The organism is Flavobacterium arabinosi (assembly GCF_048158725.1).
GTDB classification, from domain to species: domain Bacteria; phylum Bacteroidota; class Bacteroidia; order Flavobacteriales; family Flavobacteriaceae; genus Flavobacterium; species Flavobacterium arabinosi.
The window spans coordinates 440908-460449 of the sequence record NZ_JBLNKX010000002.1; the positions used below are offsets into that span (position 1 = coordinate 440908).

Consider the following 19542-nt stretch of genomic DNA (forward strand, 5'->3'; position numbering starts at 1 on the left):
TATTTTTAAATATTACATTTTCATTCCCTCCATAGGGTCGCTTCCTTTGCGGAATTTGTATTCGCTGTTTATGGCATACGCTCCCGTAATGACTACTTTTTTTGTTGGATCCATTTCTGATTTAATTTCTATCATCCCATTGGCTTCAATTCCTGTTTCTACCATGAGGTTTTCAAATACACCATGTCTTTTTTCAATCCATATATAAGTGGCATGTTCTTCTCTGATAACAGCATCCGTTGGAATAAATAATCCTTTCACATTTGGTTGGGTTAATTTAGTCATTGCCTGCATGCCTGGTTTTAAGAATAAGTTCGGATTTGGGACTTCCATCCGAATTAAGAGTAGTCTGGTGTCTGGATTTATTTCCGGATTAATAAATGAAACTTTGGCATTTATTGTTTTATCTGGATAATCAGTAAATGAAATTTTTGCATTTTGTCCAATTTTTACACCTTTAACATAGTTTACATTTAACTGTGCTTCAAGCCAAAGACTATTTAAATCCGCTAATTTAAGTATTCCCGAACCCTCCATGATATAGCTGCCTTCTGTGGCTATTATTTCCGTAACATACCCACTGAATGTGCTGTAGAAAGTAGTGTAAGGAGAAATTTTATTGCTCGCTTTTATACTTTCAATTTGGGTATTGGATAAGCCAAAGAACAATAGTTTTTGTTTGGCTGCATTTAGCATAGTTTTAGCATTTTTCCCAAAATCACCGGGCATTGCAAGCTGTTTATACGCTGTGAAATAATCTTGCTTGGCTATCGCAATATCTTCGCTGTATAAATGATAAACCGCTTCGTTTTTCCTAATATAATCCCCTGTAGTTTTGAAATATAGCTTTTCGATACGTCCCATCGCCCTGGAGGATATGGTTTTAACTTTTTCCTGATTGATCGTTAAAACACCTGTATAGGTTTCTTCTAAACTATTTCCTGATTCTGCTATAGTTTGCATAGTGATGTTACCCAATTTTATTTGCTGCTCACTCAAGGCTATTTCGTTAGCCGCAGAATCGTCGTTTTTTATTGGCGTTAAGTCCATGTGACAAATAGGACATTTTCCCGGTTTACTTACCCTTATCTGCGGATCCATAGCGCATGTATAGTAAACACTTTCTTTTGTAGCATGTTTGCCATGGTCTTCCTTGTTTTTAGTATTACAAGCTATTACTATTGTAAATAGTATAAATAGGATACTGATGTTTATTAATGCTTTCATGTTTTAGTCTGTTTTAATAAAGCTTTCGCTATCAATTAAATATTGTGCATTTTTAGCAATTGTATCTTCAACCGAAATACCATCTATAATCTGGATAAAGTCATTGATTTCCATTCCTGTTTTTATCTCTTTCGCTTTAAAGCCATCCTCCATTTTTATGAAAACTATTTTCTTATTTCCAATGGTCACCAAAGCTTCTTTTTCCAGCCAAATCCCTTTCGTTGGATTTGTTTTCACAACCCCTTGTAATCGTAAACCAATTGGTAACTTTAGCGAACTGTTATTTAAATAAACTCTAATTCTATTGGTTCTGTCCGTCTGGTTGAATTGTGTTTCAATAAAATTTACTTTGGCGGTTATAGGCTCATTTTCGTTAAATTCTGATGAAATATCTATAGGCTGGTTTATTTTAATTAAGCTATTATATCCAGGCAAGACATTAAAAACACCCCATACTTTATCGGTATTCACTAATTTAAAAACGCCTTCATTTTTTTTAATATAATCTCCTTCTTTAATGGTTAAAGCTTCTGTAGTTATATTAGAATTTTGCATACTGCCCTCCGTGCTTTTGGTCATGCTTTCGGTTCCCTGAATAATTCCGTAAGCAGGACTGTATATTGAAATTAGAGGGTTTATCCTTTTGGCAGAAGCCAATGCATTTACTTGATTAAGCGTCATTCCGTAGAGCAGTAATTTTTGTTTTGATGCTTTAATGATAGAATGGTTTTCAGCGTCATTAGTCATTAAATAGATGAAATTTTGCTGTTCGGTGAGTAATTCCGGACTGTATAAATCAAAAAGCTTTTGTCCTTTAGTTATTTTTTGGTATTTATAATTGACATACATTTTTTCTATTCTACCACTCATTCTTGCTGCAATATTTATGGAGGAATTGGGGTCGTATGCTACAATTCCAGGCAAATTTATTTCGCTGTTTAAAATGGTATCTTTTGGTGTTGTGGTTTTATAATTACCTACTATAAAATTATCGGTACGCTTTAAAAAATTTTCGATTGAAGTGCTTTTTATAGCATGACCGGAGTCTTGCTTTTTTACTAAAGTCATTCCGCAAATAGGGCAGTTTCCCGGTTTGTCCCGAATGATTTCAGGATGCATGGAACACGTATAGACTTCTTTTTGATGCTGAGTGTGTATTGGTTTATCTGACCTTATTGCGAAGTAATAGATTGCAAATCCAATAATAGAAATTACTATAACGACCAAGCTATATTTTAAGTATCGGCTCATAATTAATTAGTTTCCAGTTGTTTTTCAATTTCTACTTGTGTATTCAGAATGGCTTGTAATTTATCCAAAGTATCCATTTGTGCCATGTTTAATGCTTCCCAAGCGTCAAGAACAACAAACAAATCCCCAGTGTTGTTTTGCCAGGCTATAATGGTGGTATCATAATTTCTTCGTAAGGCTGGAATAATATTTTTTTCCGAAATATCATATTGCTTTTTTAAGTTTGTCAGCTCTATATTCATCCCTGAAATCATCCCTGAAGCTTCATTGAGAATCATCTGCTTTTGAAAGTTCAGGCTTTCGTTTTTTATTTGAAAACTATTGATGTTGGCTTTGTTCATTTTTGATGACCATGGTGCGAAAGGAATATTAACCATAAGCATTAAAGAGAATTGTTGGGGTTGCTCCCCAAAGGCAAACATGTGGTCGTACTTGACACCAAACTCAGGTAATAATTTTGTTTTTTCGGCGGCTATTTTCAATTGATTTAATGCCATTGCTTTTTCAATAGCTTTAACATCGCTTCGGTTTTGGGAAAGTGCTGTGGAGTCAGATTTTATAATATCAAAATTATTTAATTTATAGGTTGGATCTATTTCAAAAGCAGTGTTTTTTTCTCTTGCCATCAACGTATTGAGCATAATTCTTTTTTGAGAGATATCATTTTGTAACATTACTATCATATTCTCTAATACACTGTATTGCGATTTTGCTTTGTAATACGTTGGTAGCTTATCCATATTATACTGATATCGTATTTCCATGCTTTTAATCATATATTCCAAAAGCAATAAATTATCATTAGCAATTTTTAGTTTTTTATTTAATATTAACCATTGATAATAATTCGTTTTTGCAATAGTATTTAATTGATTACTGGTGTAATTTTTGTTTTCGGCTTCGACCGAAGACATCGTATTCATATAATTAAAATCGGCTTTTAGTTTGGAAGCATTTGGAATCATTTGTGTAACTCCTAACATGAAATTTCCCATTCCGGGGCTCATTTCATCTGCCTTCCACATTTTGGTATTGTAAGGTGTCATAAAAAATCCCGTACTGACTTGTGGTGCCATCCAACTTTTGGCTCCTTTTGCCGCGGCATCCATACTTTGTATATCGGCATCATACATTTTTAATTGTGGATTATTTGTTTTGATATTGGTCAAAACTTCATCCAACGAAAGTGTTTGTGCCTTAACAGTAATACAGCTTAAAATCAAACCTAAAACGAAATAATATTTACTCTTTATCTTCATTTCAAATATCTTTTATTTATTGTTTTTTTTCGAATTAATCCTCCAATTCCTTTACTATTAGTTTACCATGTTTTTTTAATTCGTATTCCCTGACTAAGGCATACAATACAGGCAATACAATCAGTACAAATAGAGTGGAGGTCATTAACCCAAAAACAAATGGAATTGTAATTGGTTTCATTACATCACTACCCGTTCCTGTGGCTAATAAAACAGGCATTAAGCCAATAATATCAACCAGAACAGTCATCAGCTTTGGTCTTAACCTTAAAGCAGCACCATCATAAATGGCATCTTCGATATCCTGTTTTGTCATTGATTTATTCTCCGCAGTAATCTTACTTACCTTTTTGTGTATTGAATTATTCATGTAAACCAGCATTAATACCCCTGTTTCTACGGCAACTCCAAATAGGGCAATAAAACCAACGGCAACGGCAACCGAAAAATTGACATCGAAGAAATACAGTGAATAAGCTCCACCAACCAAAGCAACCGGAATGGCAGAAAGGACTATCAGTACTTCCCTGAAAGTATGGAAGGTAAAATAAAGGATAGCCATAATGATGAGTAACACAAAGGGAATAATCATTTTCAATCGCTCCTGCGCCCTTACTTGGTTTTCGTATTGTCCGCTCCAACTTAAAAAATACCCTTTTGGCAATTTTTTAATCGCTCCTTCGAGTTTCTTTTTGGCATCATTTACAGTACTTCCTAAATCCCTTTCTCGAACATTAAACAGAAGCGTTCCTCTTAGCATCGCATTTTCTGAACTTATCATGGGAGGCCCTTCGGTAATACTGATATCAGCAACGGCAGAAAGTGGTATAGAACCATACTCCATGGTTTGTAATGGCAAAATTTTCAACTTATGGATTTCATCACGAGCATCCTGAGCAAATCGCACATTAACAGAAAACCGTTGCCGGCCTTCGATTGTAGTGGTAACATTCATTCCTCCAATGGCTGTTTCGATAAACATGTTTACATCATCCACTGAAAGACCGTATCTGCCAATCTCCTCTTTATTTATTTTTATGTCAATGTACTTTCCGCCTACGATGGGATCCACATACAAATCTTTTACACCGTCTAATCCTTCCAGTTCTTTTTTAAATTGTTGCGCCAACTTATTGATCGTGTCAATGTTTTGCCCATATAATTTAATCCCCACATCTGTTCTAATTCCAGTTGACAGCATGTTGATCCGATTGATAATGGGTTGTGTCCACCCGTTTATAACTCCCGGAATTTGTAGTTTAGCGTTTAACTCGTTAATGATATCATCCTTGGAAAAATCCTCTCTCCATTCCGATTGCGGTTTCAATAGTATGATGCTTTCAATCATATTCATAGGTGCGTTATCTGTGGCTGTATTAGCCCGTCCGGCTTTTCCGAGAACATTTTGCACTTCAGGGACAGTCATAATTAGTTTATCCTGTACTTGCATGATTCGCTTTATTTCGGAATTGGAAACATCAGGCAAAGTTACTGGCATAAAAAGTAAAGATCCTTCATCTAACGGTGGCATAAATTCAGTTCCAAGACTGAGCACCAGAGGAACGCTTCCCAATACTAATGCGATACTTAACGCAAGAGTTGTTCTTTTCCATTTTAGACACCAACGGATTATCGGATTATACATCCAAAGGAAAAAACGGGAAACGGGATGTTTACTTTCAGGACGCACGTCTCCCTTTAAAAATAGTGTCATAAGCACCGGAACAAGAAATACAACTACGAAGGCAGAGCCAATCATAGCAAAGGTTTTAGTCCATACTAAAGGTGAAAATAGTTTATTTTCCTGCCCTGTAAGGAATAGTATAGGACTGAATGATACCAGCGTAATCAGTATGGAATTAAATACGGCTTTCCCAATCAGCTTAGATGACGCTTCAATTTTCTTTTCTCTTTCTTCGTTTGATAACATTTGTTCTAACTTTAAAAAAAATTAATCTTCTTCTCCACTTATTGATTTCATTGCATTTTCAACCATCACAATTCCGGCATCCACTAAATCACCCACGGCAAGAGCAACTCCTGCAAGAGACATTATGTTTGAAGTGATGTCAAACCAGCTCATCATAATGAATGAAATAAGAACAGATATTGGAATTGTAATTACGACTATTAATGCACTTCTTACATGAAGCAGAAAGATGAATAGGACGATGGCGACCACTATAATTTCTCCTATTACCGCTTCCTTCAATGTGCTTATAGTAGCATCGATGAGGTTGGCACGGTCGTAAGCCGTTTTAAATTTTACTCCGGGAGGCAAGCCTTTTTCGATATCCGGTAATTTTTCCTTAATTCTTCCTATTACATCTTTTGCATTTTCTCCATAACGCATTACGACAATTCCTCCCACTTTTTCTCCTTCACCATTCTCATCAATAATGCCAAGCCTCAGTTCTCCTCCCATTTGAACAGTAGCAACATCTTTTATTCTAACAGGAACTGAGTTAATGGTTCTAAGCGGAATATTTTCAATTTCTTTTATGTTTTTGATATAGCCGGATCCTTTAATGATATATCCGATATCCGATTGCTCAAATTTTCGTCCACCAACATCGTTATTGTTTGCTTTAATTTTTCCGGCAACCTCCATTAATGGGATGTTATGATAACGCAGTTTATTAGGGTCAACAACCACTTGGTATTGTCGTTGAAAACCTCCAAAAGAAGCTACCTCACTAACACCATCAACAGTCTGTAAACCAAAACGGACATACCAATCCTGCAAAGCACGAAGTTCTCCTAAATCATAGCCTGGAGCATCTAAAGTGTACCAATAAACATGACCCAATCCTGTTCCGTCTGGACCAAGTGTAGGTATGATTCCTTCGGGTAAAAGTCGTTGGGCATAATTTAATCGTTCTAAAACTCTTGTTCTTGCCCAATAAATATCAGTATCATCATCAAAAATCACGAATACAAAACTCATCCCAAACATGCTGTTTGCCCGTATGTTTTTTACCTTAGGAATCCCCTGTAAATTACTTACCAAAGGATAGGTAATCTGATCTTCGATGATTTGCGGATTACGTCCCATCCATTCAGTGAAAATGATGACTTGATTCTCTGACAAATCGGGGATAGCGTCAACGGGCGTATTTTTTACTGCATAAATACCGTAAGCCGCAACTGCTGCTGCAATGAGCAAAACAATAATGCGGTTTTTAAGTGCCCAGGTTATGAAATAATTTATCATTATTATTTTCTTTTAGTCTAAATTTTACACTTGAAACAAGTTTTATTATTTACATTGATCACTAAAGATTTTTCAATATAAAATTTACCCGCTCTTCTGCCGGAAGTACAGGAACATGTACAACGGGAAAAGGCAAGGATTCATAAACGGCTGTTATCAGTGCATGGATTTTCTTTTGCGCTTCTGCATTTTCATTCCTAGCATAATCATTTTTTAAGGGAAGATAATCCATAATAAAAATTTTTTTATAGGAAACATTTCTTAATGCATCTGTTAGTTTGTCATCTACGGAAAGATTTAAAAAACGATAGTAGGCAAGCGCATCAGGAATTGCCCTGTCAAGAAAAACCTGGACGTGTGGTGCAATTTCTTTTTCTTGCTCAATCTGCATATCTAAAACACCTAATTGAAACTCCCGTTGGTTTTTTCTAACTTCTTCAATAGTTTTTCCTTTTAGCCGTTGTGTGTCAAGAAAATGTCGGGCATGCTCCATAGTTGTAATATAACCTCGTTCTCGAAGTATATTAACGGTGGTAGTCTTCCCAGAACTTGGTCCCCCTGTTATGACATACCAATTGGTTTGCCTTAAATGATTATTGATGATTCCTTTTTCCATTTTAAATACTGTAATTATTGCTCCTATTACTATTTAATGTTGTTTTCTTTATTTCTCTTTAAATCAATCCACGTCCCAATTCCACCCATTCCATCTACAATTCCAAAAGATAAAAAATGCTAATCCGCTTTGCCTGTTCCAATCAAGAAAATGACTACCAGTGGGGCGAATAATCTTGTATGCAAAATGTATCGAGCAAAATCAATATTTCCCTTTAAGGCGGATCGCAAATAATAGAATGATGAAGATATCAATACAAAACCAAGTAAGTGAAGCCACGGTTCTTTAGAGATGGGTAAACCCACCATGGGCAACACAAGGATTGCTAAAAACAGCAAAACCATTCCCATTGACAAGGAATACAAACCAAAAACGAAAATGCTTTTATTTATGCTGTTCATTGTTGTGCAATTTTTAGTTTCTTACCAATCTGAATTATTATTAATGAAACCACACTTGCTCCAATTGAAATGAACCAATCGTTAATAGACATGCTATAAAGTGTCAATACTTTTCTCATTGGTTCAATATTGTAAATACCAACCAAAATGATTAATGAAAGTATAATTGCTCCCCATACATACTTGCTCCTGATTACTTCTGATTTGAAAAAAGAGGAATTGCTCCCCATATTCAGTACATGAAGAAGCTGTGAAAAGATTAGCGTAAAAAATAAAATATTGTTACAAAGTTCTGGTTTCCAGGTTTCTGCTTTGTGAACTGTATAATGGCTAAAAAAAACTGCGCCTATACTACTAGCTCCAATAACAATTGAATAAAAGAAAATATTAATCCATCTTTTTCTATCAATAATAGGTTCGTCAATGCTCCTAGGCGGTCTTTGCATTATATCAGGACTGCCTTCCGTTACTCCCAAAGCAAGGGCAGGCAAAACATCTGTAATAAGATTTATAAAAAGAATCTGAATAGGGAATAATTGAAAATGAAGGCTAAATACTGATGCAGTTGCAATCACTAATAACTCACTTAAGTTACATGAAAGTAGAAAAATCACAAACTTTCGTATGTTCTCAAAAATAACACGTCCTTGTCTAATGGCTATTACAATAGATGAAAAAGAATCGTCTTTTAGCACCATGTCTGCCACCTCTTGCGAAACCTGCGTTCCTCTTAACCCCATTGCAATACCGATATCGGCTTTTTTCAATGCCGGAGCATCGTTCACTCCATCACCTGTCATCCCCACAATGTTTTTCCTTTCTTGTAAGACCGAAACAAGATCCAGTTTTTGTTTAGGGCTTACTCTTGCAAAAACTTTTGTATCCAACCAATTTGATTTTTCCTGTTCCGTCAAATGTTCGTAATCGGTCATTTCTTTTCCTACCATTGCCTTGAAGGTATCATTGCTTGCAATGCCAAGTTCAAGAGCAATATTTTTAGCAGTGGCTGGATGATCCCCAGTTATCATTATTACATTGATTCCCGCTGTTTTACATTCCTCGATTGCTTCAAATACTTCCTCTCTTGGTGGGTCAATCATTCCAAATAACCCTACAAATACAAGATCGACTGCCATATCCTCATTTAAAGCAGTCGCAGGTTTATATGCCCCTGCAATTACCTTTAATCCTGAATTAGCAAGTTCTTCTGCTTTTTGGATCCAAAGCTCTTTTTCTTCAGCATTCAGTTCTGTTATACCTTCGGTCTCTAAAATACGATTACAACGCATTAGCAATTCTTCTGTAGCTCCTTTAGCATAAGAAGTAAGCTCCTTTTCAGACTGATGGAGTGTAGCCATTATTCTGGTTTCGGAAGAAAAAGGTTCTTCCTTTATTTTAGGAAATTGGCTTCGATAATCCTGAATATTAAAATTATTTTTCAAAGCAAACTTTAGCAACCCGATTTCAAGAGGGTCTCCAATTTCTTTAACAGCACCATTGTTGTTTTGCAACTCTGCCGTATTGCATAAAACAGCTATTCGATTAATAACTTCTAAAGCTTCTGCATTATCAGCAGGGGTCATAATTGTATTGACTTCTATTTTATTTTGCGTAAGTGTACCTGTTTTATCAGTACATATTACATTGGTTCCACCAAGTGTTTCAACAGCCGAAAGTTTTTTTACAATCACGTTAAATTTTGCCATTTTCATCATTCCCTGTGCCAATGCCATAGTCGCAACTATAGGCAATCCTTCGGGTATGGCAGCAACAGCAAGCGCAATGGAAGTTTGAAGCATTTCAAGTAGCTTTTGCCCATTCAGAAGTCCTATAATAAAGATTACGATTACCAATGCTACTGTTATCCAAATCAACTTTTTGCTAAAATCTTCCAGTTTCTTTTCTAAAGGTGTAGCAGCTTGTTCTGCTGTTTGTACCATTTGTGCGATTTTTCCAAGTTCGGTATCCATTCCGGTTTCCGTAACTACCATATAGCCGTTGCCTTTTGTAGCGTAAGTTCCCTTATAGAGCGTGTTATTTCGTTCAGCTAGAGTAGTGTCTGTTTCCAACTTTTCTATTTGTTTTTCAACAGGAACAGATTCGCCTGTTAATGCCGATTCGTCAATCTGCATTTGTGAGACATTAAAAATTCTGCCATCTGCAGGAATCATATCTCCCGCTTCAATATAAACCACATCACCCGGAACAATATGTTCCGCATTTATTTCTTCCAATTTTTTATTCCTCAGCACTTTGGCGGGTACGGCAGATAATTTTTTTAGCGTATTCATGGAACGCCTTGCCTGGAACTCCATGTAAAATCCAATAAGCGCATTAATCACTATCACGGTAAGAATGGCAATACCATCTACCCATTCTCCAAAATAAAAAGATAAGCCAGCAGCAAAAACAAGCAGCCATACAATTGGACTTTTAAATTGATCTAGAAAAATAAGCCAAAGGCTCTTGTTCTTTTTCTCTTCAATTTTATTGGTTCCATATTCTTTCAAGCGTTTCTCCACTTCTGATGAAGATAATCCGCTTTCACCATCAGATTGTAAAGCAGCAATCACCGCTTCGGCTTCTGTAGAATATGGAATACTATTTAGTTTAATGTTTCCCATTGTCTATTAATTGATTACAAAGCTGACGGCCTTCTTCAAGTATTGATTTAATCCGGGGAGATTCTATGCCAATAGTATTCAAATGATTTTCGTTATCGCAAATTTCTTTGCACAACACGATATCATTTTCTAATAATTGTTGTTTTTCAATTTTTGTAAGTGTAGTGAGACAGGTAACCGGATATAGTCCCAACGTATCAATCTGTTCTTTTAAACTGTCTTTTTCAGGAAAGTCCCATCCCAGCAAGTTAAGACCGGCACAATTCCGGAGACTGTTGACCACTTCCTTTAGTTATAACTATTTGATTTTTTTTACTCATTTAACTGATGTTACAATTATGTTCTGTAAATTTATTTACACCTGTTACTATACAATATACAAAAGACGTTCATCGTTTATAAAGCAATATGAACCAGAATCTTTTTCATATTGAATTTAACATTTCATTCCCGCAATAAATTTTCTTATCGCTTACCTGCGGCGGTATTTTTTGTTTCAGCTATTACTTCAGTTAAAGGATTTGAAGTTTACTTTGTCGTTTGAACGACTGGTTCTGTTAATTCCATTCCACATTTTGGACATTTGTCGTTCAGTTTTCCTTTGACTTCTCGATGCATTGGACAAGAATACATTTTTGCTTGGGTGTCTTTCATCATTGTTGAATCTTTTTCCATCATTGGAGTATTTGTTGTTTCGGGTTGTTTGTTTTTTTGGTTGCAGGAAACCAACACGAATACCATTGCAATGGCTGAAAGAATTATGTTTTTCATTTATTTAAATTTTAAAAGAATTAGAAAAAAGCCCATAGCTATATAGTCCATAGGCTTATTTAGGGCTAAAATTAATGTTTGTGCTTTTTTTCATTTTTTTGCTCATCCATTTCTTTCATTTCCATTCCACATTTAGGACATTTACCTGCTTTATCAGAAGTTGTACTATCCATAGAACAAACATATTTCGTCGCAACATAGGTGCGAGCTTGACTTCCCTTTACAGCGTGGTCGTATTTCCTCTGTGTAGTTTTTACCAATTTCATTCCGCATTTAGAACATTCACCTGCTTTGTCGGAAGTTGTACCATCCATTGAACAAACATATTTTGTCACAATTGTACTCTTAGGTTTACTTCCTTTTGTAGCGTGGGTATCAACTTTTTCGGTGGTTTTCACCAATTTCATTCCACATTTAGAACATTTCCCAGGTTCGTCAGTAGTTGTGCCGTCCATTGGACAAACATATTTCGTCACAACTATACTCCTAGGTTGACTTCCTTTTGCAGCATGAGTATCAATTTTCTCGGTGGTTTTTACCATTTCCATTCCGCATTTAGAACATTTACCTCCTGTCATGCTCATCTGATCAGGATGCATTGGGCAGGTGTAAGTTGTGTTTTGACCTTCATTTTTCACAACTTCTTGAGCTGATGCCATTGAATTCACTACTAAGAAAACGCTTAGTGCGATAATTAAATTTTTCATTTTTTTGTTGTTTTAAAATATTAAAATCAAGATTCATTTTTCTACTACTCAAAGGTACAAGACCTATTATTTTGACTCGTTGTAGAATTTTGGAAATGATTTGTAAATTTTACAAACCATCAATTTGCAATCTGTTATTTTCTTTTAATTGTTTAAAATGAGTTGGCGTAACGCCCGTAATTTTTTTAAACTGATTACTCAAATGCGCTACATCGCTGTAATTCAATTTAATTGCAATTTCACTTAATGTCAATTCTTTATACATTAATAATTCCTTCACTTTTTCAATCTTTTGAGCAATAAAATAATGCTCAATAGTTGTGCCTTGAACTTCTGAAAATAAATTACTCAATGCGTTATAATCTTGACCTAATTGTTCTGACAAATAGCTTGACAAATTTGTTTTTATTTCATTATTTTGATGATGAACCAAATTAACAATTAAACATTTCACCTTCTCAATAGTTATAGTTGTTTTATCCTCTAATAATTCAAATCCAAGTAATTGTAATTTTATTTCTAAATCTTGCTTCTGATTCTCTTTGAAATCGCCTGAAAATTCGACTTCGCCCAATTCAACTGAAATAGGGAAAATTCCAATTTTTTCGAGTTCTGATTTCACAACCATTTTACAGCGATCACATACCATATTTTTGATATAGAGCTTCATAATTATTGAATCGTTTTTTCTATTCTACCACAGCTTAACATTTCGGAACCATAATACGGATTTCTAATTTCTTTTGTTTCACTTATCCAATAGCCGCTTTTTCCTTCATCATACATTGGACAATAATCCTGATACAATTTTTGTTTTGTTCCAAAGGTTTTTATCAAATCATTTACATCTTTACTTAGCATCGCAAAATGCGCTCTTTGTTGATCAATTTTCCCTACGTTATTACCAATAAGTTCCGCATGTTCTTTAGCATCAGCCGCAATATCATTGTATTTCTTCTTTAGTTTTGCATCTAATGTATTTGTGCTAGCCTCATTTAAAGTTACGGCTATTGATTTACTTGCATTGGCCGCAGCTTTAGAATCGTCTTTTATCAACTCATTTTTAAGCTTCAAATAGCCACTTACAATTCCATCAATAGCAAACGAAGAGGAAATAACTGATTTCGCTTCAGATGCAACTATAGTGGTTTTTGCTTCCGTTATCGGAGTTTCAGCAACAGGTTCTGTCAATTCCATTCCGCACTTAGAACATGCTTCTCCTTTTTTTCCTGTAATTTCAGGATGCATGGAACAGGCATATAATTCTGAAGAACTCTTAGTTGTTTCAGGATTTGTTGTTTCGGCTTGCTTGCTTTTTTGGTTACAAGCTGTAAATAGGAATGCGCATGCAATCGAAGAAAGGATTATATTTTTCATATTTTATGTTTATTGATTTTTAGTTCTAATTTAAAGGTATATTATAATTCTGAAGTAAATTACTTAATCGTTTCAACCGTTTTACCACAACTCAACATTTGGGAACCATAATAAGGATTTTTAATCGTGTCCTCTTTGCTCAACCAATTAGCGCCTTTTCCATCATTTGTCATTGGGCAAAACTGGTAAAAAACAGGAGTTTCATACTTAGCGACTTTTATCAAATCGTGCATGTTTTTGGACAAAGACATAAACAGCGTTCTTTGTTTTTTAATGTCTTGTGTTTCAGAAATATTTTTGGCTCCAGCCATCAAATCTTTCATAACTTTCATCCAAACCAGGTGAACATCCATCGTTAGTTCATCCATTTTAACCCCATTTAAGGAAACTGATAAATCTTTTGCTATCGAAGAAGCCGCTTTACCATCGGTTTTCACCAAGGCATCTTTCAACAAAAAATAATTATCAAAAACTGGTTTCAATTGATTATTCGTTGTTTGTTCTTGATTTAGAGTACCTAAATTTTTATTGTGCCTTTCATGATTTGTTATAATTTCAGACACAGCCACTTTAGCTTCTCTGTCGTATTTACAGCATCCGGGAAGATTATTGTAAGCGGCTTCTGGAGCAAGAAAACTGTTGCTGTCATAACCAACTAAAGCAATGCGCTTTAAGATTTCCTCTTGATTTGTTTTTTGCGAATCATAGGTCAGCATAGCCATTTTGGTTTCTTTATTCCAATCTACCTGAGCTACCTTTTTCAAGTTTCCGGCTTTCTCTATCGTTGTTTTACACATTCCGCAATTACCATAAATTTTCACCGTTTCGGTTTTGGCATTTTTAATTTGTGCGTTAGCGATTGTGACTGAAAGCAATACTATAATTGCCATCACTATTTTTTTTATTGAGTTCATTGTTTTAAATAATTTGAAGTGAGTTTGTCACAAACAACATCAGAGCAATGGTTTGCATTGCTAAAAATTGAATTTGACTATAAATTTAATGATTTTAAAGCATTAACGCTTTGAATTAAACCCTTTTATGGCTGTCTAATAAGTAATTTAGCTTATTTTGGGTGGAAGCCAAACGGATCGGAAATCAGAAGAAATGAAGATTTCTGAATAATAGTAATTTTGTTTTTCTGAAGAAAAACTAACTTTTTTATTGTTTAAATCGGTGTAAAATAATGAAGTTAACCCCAAATGAAGTGTTGAACCACCGCAAGAAATATTCTTACAGGCTCCATTGCAACCCTCGTGTGATTTCTTTTTAGAAGAATGCTCTTTGTTGCAGCAGTCGACCTTTTTCGTTTTTGAAGAAGTTTCTTTTTTGCAACACGCTTTCTCCGATTTAGTTCCACATGCAAAAGCTATGCTTGGCGTCATAAAGAAACCAAACATAACAAGAAGCATTATATAAAACTTTTTTGACATTTATCAAGCGATTTATAGCACAAAGGTATTAAATCAACAATCATCGTAAATTTATTCACTCACAATTAGCTGTTAAATAATTGATTATTTCCCCTCTCCTAATATCCCATTCATGATGGATTGTGAAAGAGACAATATGATACTAAAAAGAAAGGCGGTCCAAAACGAATCAACGCTAAATCCGCCTACAATATTGGTACACAATAAGATAATTAATGCATTAATGACCAACAAAAACAAACCCAATGTAAGAATGGTAACGGGTAATGTTAATATCACCAATATTGGTTTGATAAATATATTAAGTAAACCCAAAACTATCGCTACAATTAATGCTGTAGTAAATCCAGCCACATGAACACCCGGCATAAAATGGGAAATTAGCAAAACTAATCCTGAAGTAACAAGAATTCTGATCAATAAATTCATGGTTTTTTGTTTTAAAATTTTAATAAATGTAAGAAAAATTTAAATCTAATTAATTTATTTTAAGAATGAGATAACCGTTTCATAAAAAACGGCTGGATTTTCGGCGTGAAGCCAATGTCCTGCATTCGGAATTGTTTCAACTGTTGCCGTTGGAAAATGGTGTTTTATATTTTCGAAATCGCTGTCCAGAATATAATTAGAATTTCCACCACGGATGAACAACGTTGGTTTCTCGAAAATTAAATTTTCTGGTAATGAAACTCCAATTTCATCCATTTTAGTATTAAAAACGGCCAAATTAAATCGGAAAGCTAATTGTCCCGGTTCTTGCCAATACAAATTTTTCATCAGGAATTGTCGTGTTCCAAAATCAGGAATGTATTTTGCCATAATTTCCTCTACTTCATTTCGGCTTGGTTTTACTGAAAAATCAACGGCGTTCAATCCTGCCAAAATATCCTGATGGTGTTGCGGATAAAATTTTGGTCCAATGTCAGCAACGATTAATTTATCGACTAATTCGGGATGCGTTGTTGCCAAAAGCATGGCGACTTTCCCGCCCATAGAATGTCCGATGATATGTATGTTTTCTAAATTATGGGCTTGACAATATTCGAAAACATCCTGAACCATGATTTCATAACTGAATTCTTCGGAATGTAAGCTTCGGCCGTGATTGCGTAAATCGAGGATGTGAACTTGAAAATCAGCAGCAAATTGAGTAGCCAGTGTTTTCCAATTGTCAGACATTCCAAGAAATCCGTGAAGAATTAAAAGCGGTTGGCCAGAGCCTTCTATTTTTGAGTACAACATAGTATGGAATTTGGTGAGCGCGTGAGGGATAGCAGTGGAAAGCCCGGAACAAAACGGAATAAAAATGGAGTTTTGTGAGGACTTGCAACGAATAGCCCGACCCGCTTTTTCAGCGGGTCACGCCCCAATTATTTTATTTTAATTTTTGCAAATACATATTGATCACATTATCCAATCCCAGATAAATGGCTTCGGAAATTAAAGCATGACCTATTGAAACTTCGAGTAATCCTGGAATATTTTCCTTGAAAAACTGAATGTTATCCAAACTTAAATCATGACCTGCGTTGATCCCCAAGCCGATTTGATTGGCCAAAATCGCTGATTCCATATACGGCTGTATTCCTCTTTGATTACCCAAACTGTATTCGTGCGCGAAGGCTTCAGTGTATAATTCGATTCTTTCGGTTCCAATTTTTTTGGCGCCTTCGATCATTTCGAGAACTGGGTCGACAAAAATGGACGTTCTGATTCCGTTGCGTTGAAATTCCTGAACCACTTCTTTGAGATAATCGGCATGTTTTATGGTATTCCAACCTGCATTTGAAGTTATCGCATCAATAGCATCCGGAACCAAAGTAACTTGGGTCGGTTTTATTTCGAGAACGAGATCGATAAAGGTTTTCTCTGGATTTCCTTCAATATTATATTCGGTATAAACAATGGATTTCAAATCGCGGGCGTCTTGATAGCGAATGTGACGCTCATCAGGACGTGGATGTATGGTGATTCCTTCGGCTCCAAACTTTTGAATGTCGGTTGCGACTTTTAATAAATCAGGAACATTTCCACCACGAGCATTTCGTAAAGTAGCTATTTTATTGATGTTTACACTTAACTTTGTCATTGGAACACTTTTTGATTGTGATAATAGTATTTAATGGAGCAAAAATACAAAGTAAAACTTAGGAGTTTTTGCTTATTTTTGATTATTTTGCATGAAATATTGCCGATTGATTTATGACAGAAATTACAAACTATATTACCAATGATTTTAAAGCGATTGACAGCCAAGATACGATTGCGGTTGTTCAAGACTTTTTTGATGAATTGCACTTTTCGCACTTTCCGGTGATTGAAGAGGGGATTTATATTGGCAGTATTGCATCCGATGATATAGAAACTTTTGATACCGATAAGAAAGTAGCTGATTACCGATTTACACTTGAAGGATTTTTTACCAGAACCAATACTATTTGGCTCGATGTTTTAGAAATTTTTGCAAAAAACCACACTAATTTAGTTCCTGTTTTAGATGAAAACAATAAATATGTTGGCTATTATGAAATAGTGGATATCATGAAATTTTTCCATGAAACTCCCTTTTTAAAAGAACCAGGCGGAATTATTGTTGTCAAAAAACCTATTTTGGATTATTCAATGAGTCAGATTACCCAAATTGTTGAAAGCAATAACGGGAAGCTTTTGGGTTTATTTATATCTGATGCTGATGTTGAAAGTGTTCAAGTGACCATGAAAATAAGTTTGGGAGCCATGAATGAAATTATCCAAACTTTCAGAAGGTATAACTATGAAATCATATCAGAGCATCAAGAAGACAATTACATCAACAACTTAAAGGAACGTTCTGATTATTTAGACAAATACCTTAATATATAGGGTAGCAGTTTGTTAAAATAAACAGTTAAGCCGTTACCCAATAAACATATCAGCGATTAAAAGATTAAAAAGATGAAAGTAGCCATATACGGACAATATTATCAAAATAGTACAGAACCTATTATAAACGACATCTTTAATTTTTTTAACAAGAACAACGTTGAGATGATCATCGAATCTAATTTTTTATCGATGGTTAACGAAAAAAAAATTGTAGAAACAAAATACAAAACCTTTTCTTCCCATACTGAATTAGACCAAAGCTTTGACCTGCTCATCAGCATTGGCGGTGACGGAACTATTTTGAGAGCCGCTACATTGGTTCGGGATTCAGGGATTCCAATATTAGGCATAAATGCAGGGAGATTAGGATTTCTAGCCACAGTTCAGAAAGAAAACATTGCAGAATTTATGCAATTTGTTATTGAAAGAAAATACACGCTTTCTAAGAGAACTTTACTCAGTTTAACCTGTACTACCGAAAACGAATCCATTCAGGAAATTAATTTTGCGATGAATGAAATTACGGTTAGCCGAAAAGATACCACTGCGATGATTACCATTGACACCTATCTGGACGATGAATATTTAAACTCATACTGGGCTGATGGTCTGATTATTTCTACACCAACCGGATCTACGGGATATTCCTTAAGTTGTGGCGGTCCCATTTTGACACCAACTGTTAAAAGCTTAGTTATTACTCCAATAGCGCCTCACAATCTTACCGCCAGACCACTTGTTGTTCCGGATGAAACCGAAATTAAATTAAAAGTTTCCGGTAGAGAGGAAAATTATTTAGTTTCATTAGATTCCAGGGTAACCACTATAAAAAACGAATCTATCCTAACCATTAAGAAAACTCCTTTTCAAATCAATATGGTTGAAATTCCCGACGAAACATTTTTAAAAACACTTCGCAGTAAATTACTTTGGGGAGAAGACAAAAGGAATTAAATCATTTTAGTTAAACACTATACGATTCTATCTATTTTTCACGTTTGGATTTATCTAACGCCTATTTGTTGTTAATTATTCAAAATAAAAGACAATTAACAAGATGGGTATTGAATCGTATCGATAATTCTTATATTTGCACGCAATTTTAACTAAATGAACAAAGTTTTTAATTTATTGTTATGCCTATTTCCCTTCTTGGCAATCCAAGCTCAAATTCATGAGATTGGTGTTTTTGTGGGAGGTAGTAACTACGTTGGAGATGTTGGTCCCACGACCTATATTTCTCCAAACGAACCCGCTTTAGGACTTCTTTACAAATGGAATAAAAGCTCCAGACACTCCTACAGGTTTTCGTACACACAATCAAAAATCACTTCAAACGATTTGGATTCTGAAGAAGCTGGCAGAAACCAAAGAGGATATCGTTTTGAAAATAGCATAAAAGAAGTATCTTTAGGCCTTGAATTCAATTTCTTCGATTTTAATCTTCATGAAATGAGGAATAAAATCACTCCTTATATGTATTCCGGAATAAGCTATTTTAGATATGATGAATTATATATTTTAGCTGGTGAAACAAGGAAAGATAAAAGTTCAGGTTCTTTTGCCATTCCAATTAATTTAGGAATAAAATCAAATATTACACCTAATTTTATATTGGCTGCAGAGATTGGAGCACGATATGCGCTTACAGACAATTTGGATGGGAGTTACCCTAAGAATAAGAATTTAGAAATGTTGAGATTTGGAAATTTAAATAATAATGATTGGTATGTTTTTTCGGGATTAACCCTTACTTATACCTTTGGAGAGAAACCTTGTTACTGTGCAGATTAAAGA

19 protein-coding genes and 1 pseudogene are annotated in these 19542 nt (G+C 35.0%); 3 read left to right on the plus strand and 17 right to left on the minus strand.

Translation table 11 applies throughout. The features are described from left to right. Positions 1-12: 12 nt before the first annotated feature. The 17 genes and pseudogenes from ACM55K_RS06040 to ACM55K_RS06120 form a co-directional block, all read right to left on the minus strand. On the minus strand, positions 13-1227 hold the full coding sequence (locus ACM55K_RS06040; protein ID WP_416849337.1) for an efflux RND transporter periplasmic adaptor subunit: 1215 nt from the start codon (positions 1225-1227) through the stop codon (positions 13-15). Positions 1228-1230: 3 nt separating this feature from the next. Beyond that, positions 1231-2478 carry a heavy metal-binding domain-containing protein gene (locus tag ACM55K_RS06045; RefSeq protein ID WP_416849338.1) on the minus strand — a complete coding sequence of 416 codons (1248 nt, stop codon included), beginning with the start codon at positions 2476-2478 and terminating at the stop codon, positions 1231-1233. Between the two features lie 2 nt (positions 2479-2480). Further along, positions 2481-3737, minus strand: a complete 1257-nt coding sequence (locus ACM55K_RS06050; RefSeq protein ID WP_416849339.1) for a TolC family protein — start codon at positions 3735-3737, stop codon at positions 2481-2483. A 34-nt stretch (positions 3738-3771) separates the two neighbouring features. Next, positions 3772-6951, minus strand: a pseudogene (locus ACM55K_RS06055) (efflux RND transporter permease subunit). A 61-nt stretch (positions 6952-7012) separates the two neighbouring features. After that, entirely contained in the window at positions 7013-7567 is a 555-nt protein-coding gene (locus ACM55K_RS06060) for an AAA family ATPase (protein WP_416849340.1), read from the minus strand. A gap of 119 nt (positions 7568-7686) precedes the next feature. Beyond that, positions 7687-7968, minus strand: a complete 282-nt coding sequence (locus ACM55K_RS06065) for a hypothetical protein (protein ID WP_416849341.1) — start codon at positions 7966-7968, stop codon at positions 7687-7689. Then, the gene (locus tag ACM55K_RS06070) at positions 7965-10592 is read right to left on the minus strand and encodes a cation-translocating P-type ATPase (protein WP_416849342.1); all 2628 of its coding nucleotides are present in this window, start codon (positions 10590-10592) and stop codon (positions 7965-7967) included. Before ACM55K_RS06070 ends, ACM55K_RS06065 begins: the two co-directional genes overlap by 4 nt. Continuing rightward, positions 10579-10875, minus strand: coding sequence for a PDDEXK family nuclease (locus ACM55K_RS06075; RefSeq protein ID WP_416849343.1), 297 nt, complete (start codon positions 10873-10875; stop codon positions 10579-10581). Before ACM55K_RS06075 ends, ACM55K_RS06070 begins: the two co-directional genes overlap by 14 nt. Positions 10876-11120: 245 nt before the next feature. After that, entirely contained in the window at positions 11121-11363 is a 243-nt protein-coding gene (locus ACM55K_RS06080; protein ID WP_416849344.1) for a heavy metal-binding domain-containing protein, read from the minus strand. Positions 11364-11434: 71 nt separating this feature from the next. Then, entirely contained in the window at positions 11435-12070 is a 636-nt protein-coding gene (locus ACM55K_RS06085; RefSeq protein WP_416849345.1) for a heavy metal-binding domain-containing protein, read from the minus strand. A gap of 109 nt (positions 12071-12179) precedes the next feature. Further along, on the minus strand, positions 12180-12740 hold the full coding sequence (locus tag ACM55K_RS06090) for a helix-turn-helix domain-containing protein (protein WP_416849346.1): 561 nt from the start codon (positions 12738-12740) through the stop codon (positions 12180-12182). Between the two features lie 2 nt (positions 12741-12742). Next, positions 12743-13447, minus strand: a complete 705-nt coding sequence (locus ACM55K_RS06095) for a DUF3347 domain-containing protein (RefSeq protein WP_416849347.1) — start codon at positions 13445-13447, stop codon at positions 12743-12745. A 59-nt stretch (positions 13448-13506) separates the two neighbouring features. Next, positions 13507-14361: a DUF3347 domain-containing protein gene (locus ACM55K_RS06100; RefSeq protein ID WP_416849348.1), complete on the minus strand. Its 855-nt coding sequence runs from the start codon at positions 14359-14361 to the stop codon at positions 13507-13509. A 147-nt stretch (positions 14362-14508) separates the two neighbouring features. Then, positions 14509-14880: a hypothetical protein gene (locus tag ACM55K_RS06105; protein ID WP_416849349.1), complete on the minus strand. Its 372-nt coding sequence runs from the start codon at positions 14878-14880 to the stop codon at positions 14509-14511. 84 nt (positions 14881-14964) lie between these two features. Continuing rightward, complete coding sequence (locus ACM55K_RS06110; protein WP_416849350.1) at positions 14965-15309, minus strand: phage holin family protein; 345 nt, start codon at positions 15307-15309, stop codon at positions 14965-14967. A gap of 54 nt (positions 15310-15363) precedes the next feature. Then, on the minus strand, positions 15364-16122 hold the full coding sequence (locus tag ACM55K_RS06115) for an alpha/beta fold hydrolase (protein WP_416849351.1): 759 nt from the start codon (positions 16120-16122) through the stop codon (positions 15364-15366). Between the two features lie 133 nt (positions 16123-16255). Beyond that, positions 16256-16969, minus strand: coding sequence for a pyridoxine 5'-phosphate synthase (locus ACM55K_RS06120; RefSeq protein ID WP_416849352.1), 714 nt, complete (start codon positions 16967-16969; stop codon positions 16256-16258). A 113-nt stretch (positions 16970-17082) separates the two neighbouring features. Here ACM55K_RS06120 and ACM55K_RS06125 point away from each other — a divergent pair, with 113 nt between their 5' ends. The 3 genes from ACM55K_RS06125 (at position 17083) to porG (ending at position 19539) form a co-directional block, all read left to right on the plus strand. Further along, positions 17083-17742: a CBS domain-containing protein gene (locus ACM55K_RS06125; protein ID WP_416849353.1), complete on the plus strand. Its 660-nt coding sequence runs from the start codon at positions 17083-17085 to the stop codon at positions 17740-17742. A gap of 72 nt (positions 17743-17814) precedes the next feature. After that, complete coding sequence (locus ACM55K_RS06130; RefSeq protein WP_416849354.1) at positions 17815-18699, plus strand: NAD kinase; 885 nt, start codon at positions 17815-17817, stop codon at positions 18697-18699. Positions 18700-18855: 156 nt separating this feature from the next. After that, complete coding sequence (gene porG / locus ACM55K_RS06135; protein WP_416849355.1) at positions 18856-19539, plus strand: type IX secretion system protein PorG; 684 nt, start codon at positions 18856-18858, stop codon at positions 19537-19539. The last annotated feature ends 3 nt before the right edge of the window (positions 19540-19542 follow it).

What these genes read in the sequence shown, in the direction of transcription:
- ACM55K_RS06070 (WP_416849342.1), bottom strand. Translation starts at nt 10,592, where the DNA reads ATGGGAAACATTAAACTAAATAGTATTCCATATTCTACAGAAGCCGAA.
- ACM55K_RS06080 (WP_416849344.1), bottom strand. Translation starts at nt 11,363, where the DNA reads ATGAAAAACATAATTCTTTCAGCCATTGCAATGGTATTCGTGTTGGTT.
- ACM55K_RS06115 (WP_416849351.1), bottom strand. Translation starts at nt 16,122, where the DNA reads ATGTTGTACTCAAAAATAGAAGGCTCTGGCCAACCGCTTTTAATTCTT.
- ACM55K_RS06045 (WP_416849338.1), bottom strand. Translation starts at nt 2,478, where the DNA reads ATGAGCCGATACTTAAAATATAGCTTGGTCGTTATAGTAATTTCTATT.
- ACM55K_RS06095 (WP_416849347.1), bottom strand. Translation starts at nt 13,447, where the DNA reads ATGAAAAATATAATCCTTTCTTCGATTGCATGCGCATTCCTATTTACA.
- ACM55K_RS06105 (WP_416849349.1), bottom strand. Translation starts at nt 14,880, where the DNA reads ATGTCAAAAAAGTTTTATATAATGCTTCTTGTTATGTTTGGTTTCTTT.
- ACM55K_RS06125 (WP_416849353.1), top strand. Translation starts at nt 17,083, where the DNA reads ATGACAGAAATTACAAACTATATTACCAATGATTTTAAAGCGATTGAC.
- ACM55K_RS06060 (WP_416849340.1), bottom strand. Translation starts at nt 7,567, where the DNA reads ATGGAAAAAGGAATCATCAATAATCATTTAAGGCAAACCAATTGGTAT.
- ACM55K_RS06085 (WP_416849345.1), bottom strand. Translation starts at nt 12,070, where the DNA reads ATGAAAAATTTAATTATCGCACTAAGCGTTTTCTTAGTAGTGAATTCA.
- ACM55K_RS06050 (WP_416849339.1), bottom strand. Translation starts at nt 3,737, where the DNA reads ATGAAGATAAAGAGTAAATATTATTTCGTTTTAGGTTTGATTTTAAGC.
- ACM55K_RS06065 (WP_416849341.1), bottom strand. Translation starts at nt 7,968, where the DNA reads ATGAACAGCATAAATAAAAGCATTTTCGTTTTTGGTTTGTATTCCTTG.
- ACM55K_RS06040 (WP_416849337.1), bottom strand. Translation starts at nt 1,227, where the DNA reads ATGAAAGCATTAATAAACATCAGTATCCTATTTATACTATTTACAATA.
- porG (WP_416849355.1), top strand. Translation starts at nt 18,856, where the DNA reads ATGAACAAAGTTTTTAATTTATTGTTATGCCTATTTCCCTTCTTGGCA.
- ACM55K_RS06090 (WP_416849346.1), bottom strand. Translation starts at nt 12,740, where the DNA reads ATGAAGCTCTATATCAAAAATATGGTATGTGATCGCTGTAAAATGGTT.
- ACM55K_RS06100 (WP_416849348.1), bottom strand. Translation starts at nt 14,361, where the DNA reads ATGAACTCAATAAAAAAAATAGTGATGGCAATTATAGTATTGCTTTCA.
- ACM55K_RS06120 (WP_416849352.1), bottom strand. Translation starts at nt 16,969, where the DNA reads ATGACAAAGTTAAGTGTAAACATCAATAAAATAGCTACTTTACGAAAT.
- ACM55K_RS06130 (WP_416849354.1), top strand. Translation starts at nt 17,815, where the DNA reads ATGAAAGTAGCCATATACGGACAATATTATCAAAATAGTACAGAACCT.
- ACM55K_RS06110 (WP_416849350.1), bottom strand. Translation starts at nt 15,309, where the DNA reads ATGAATTTATTGATCAGAATTCTTGTTACTTCAGGATTAGTTTTGCTA.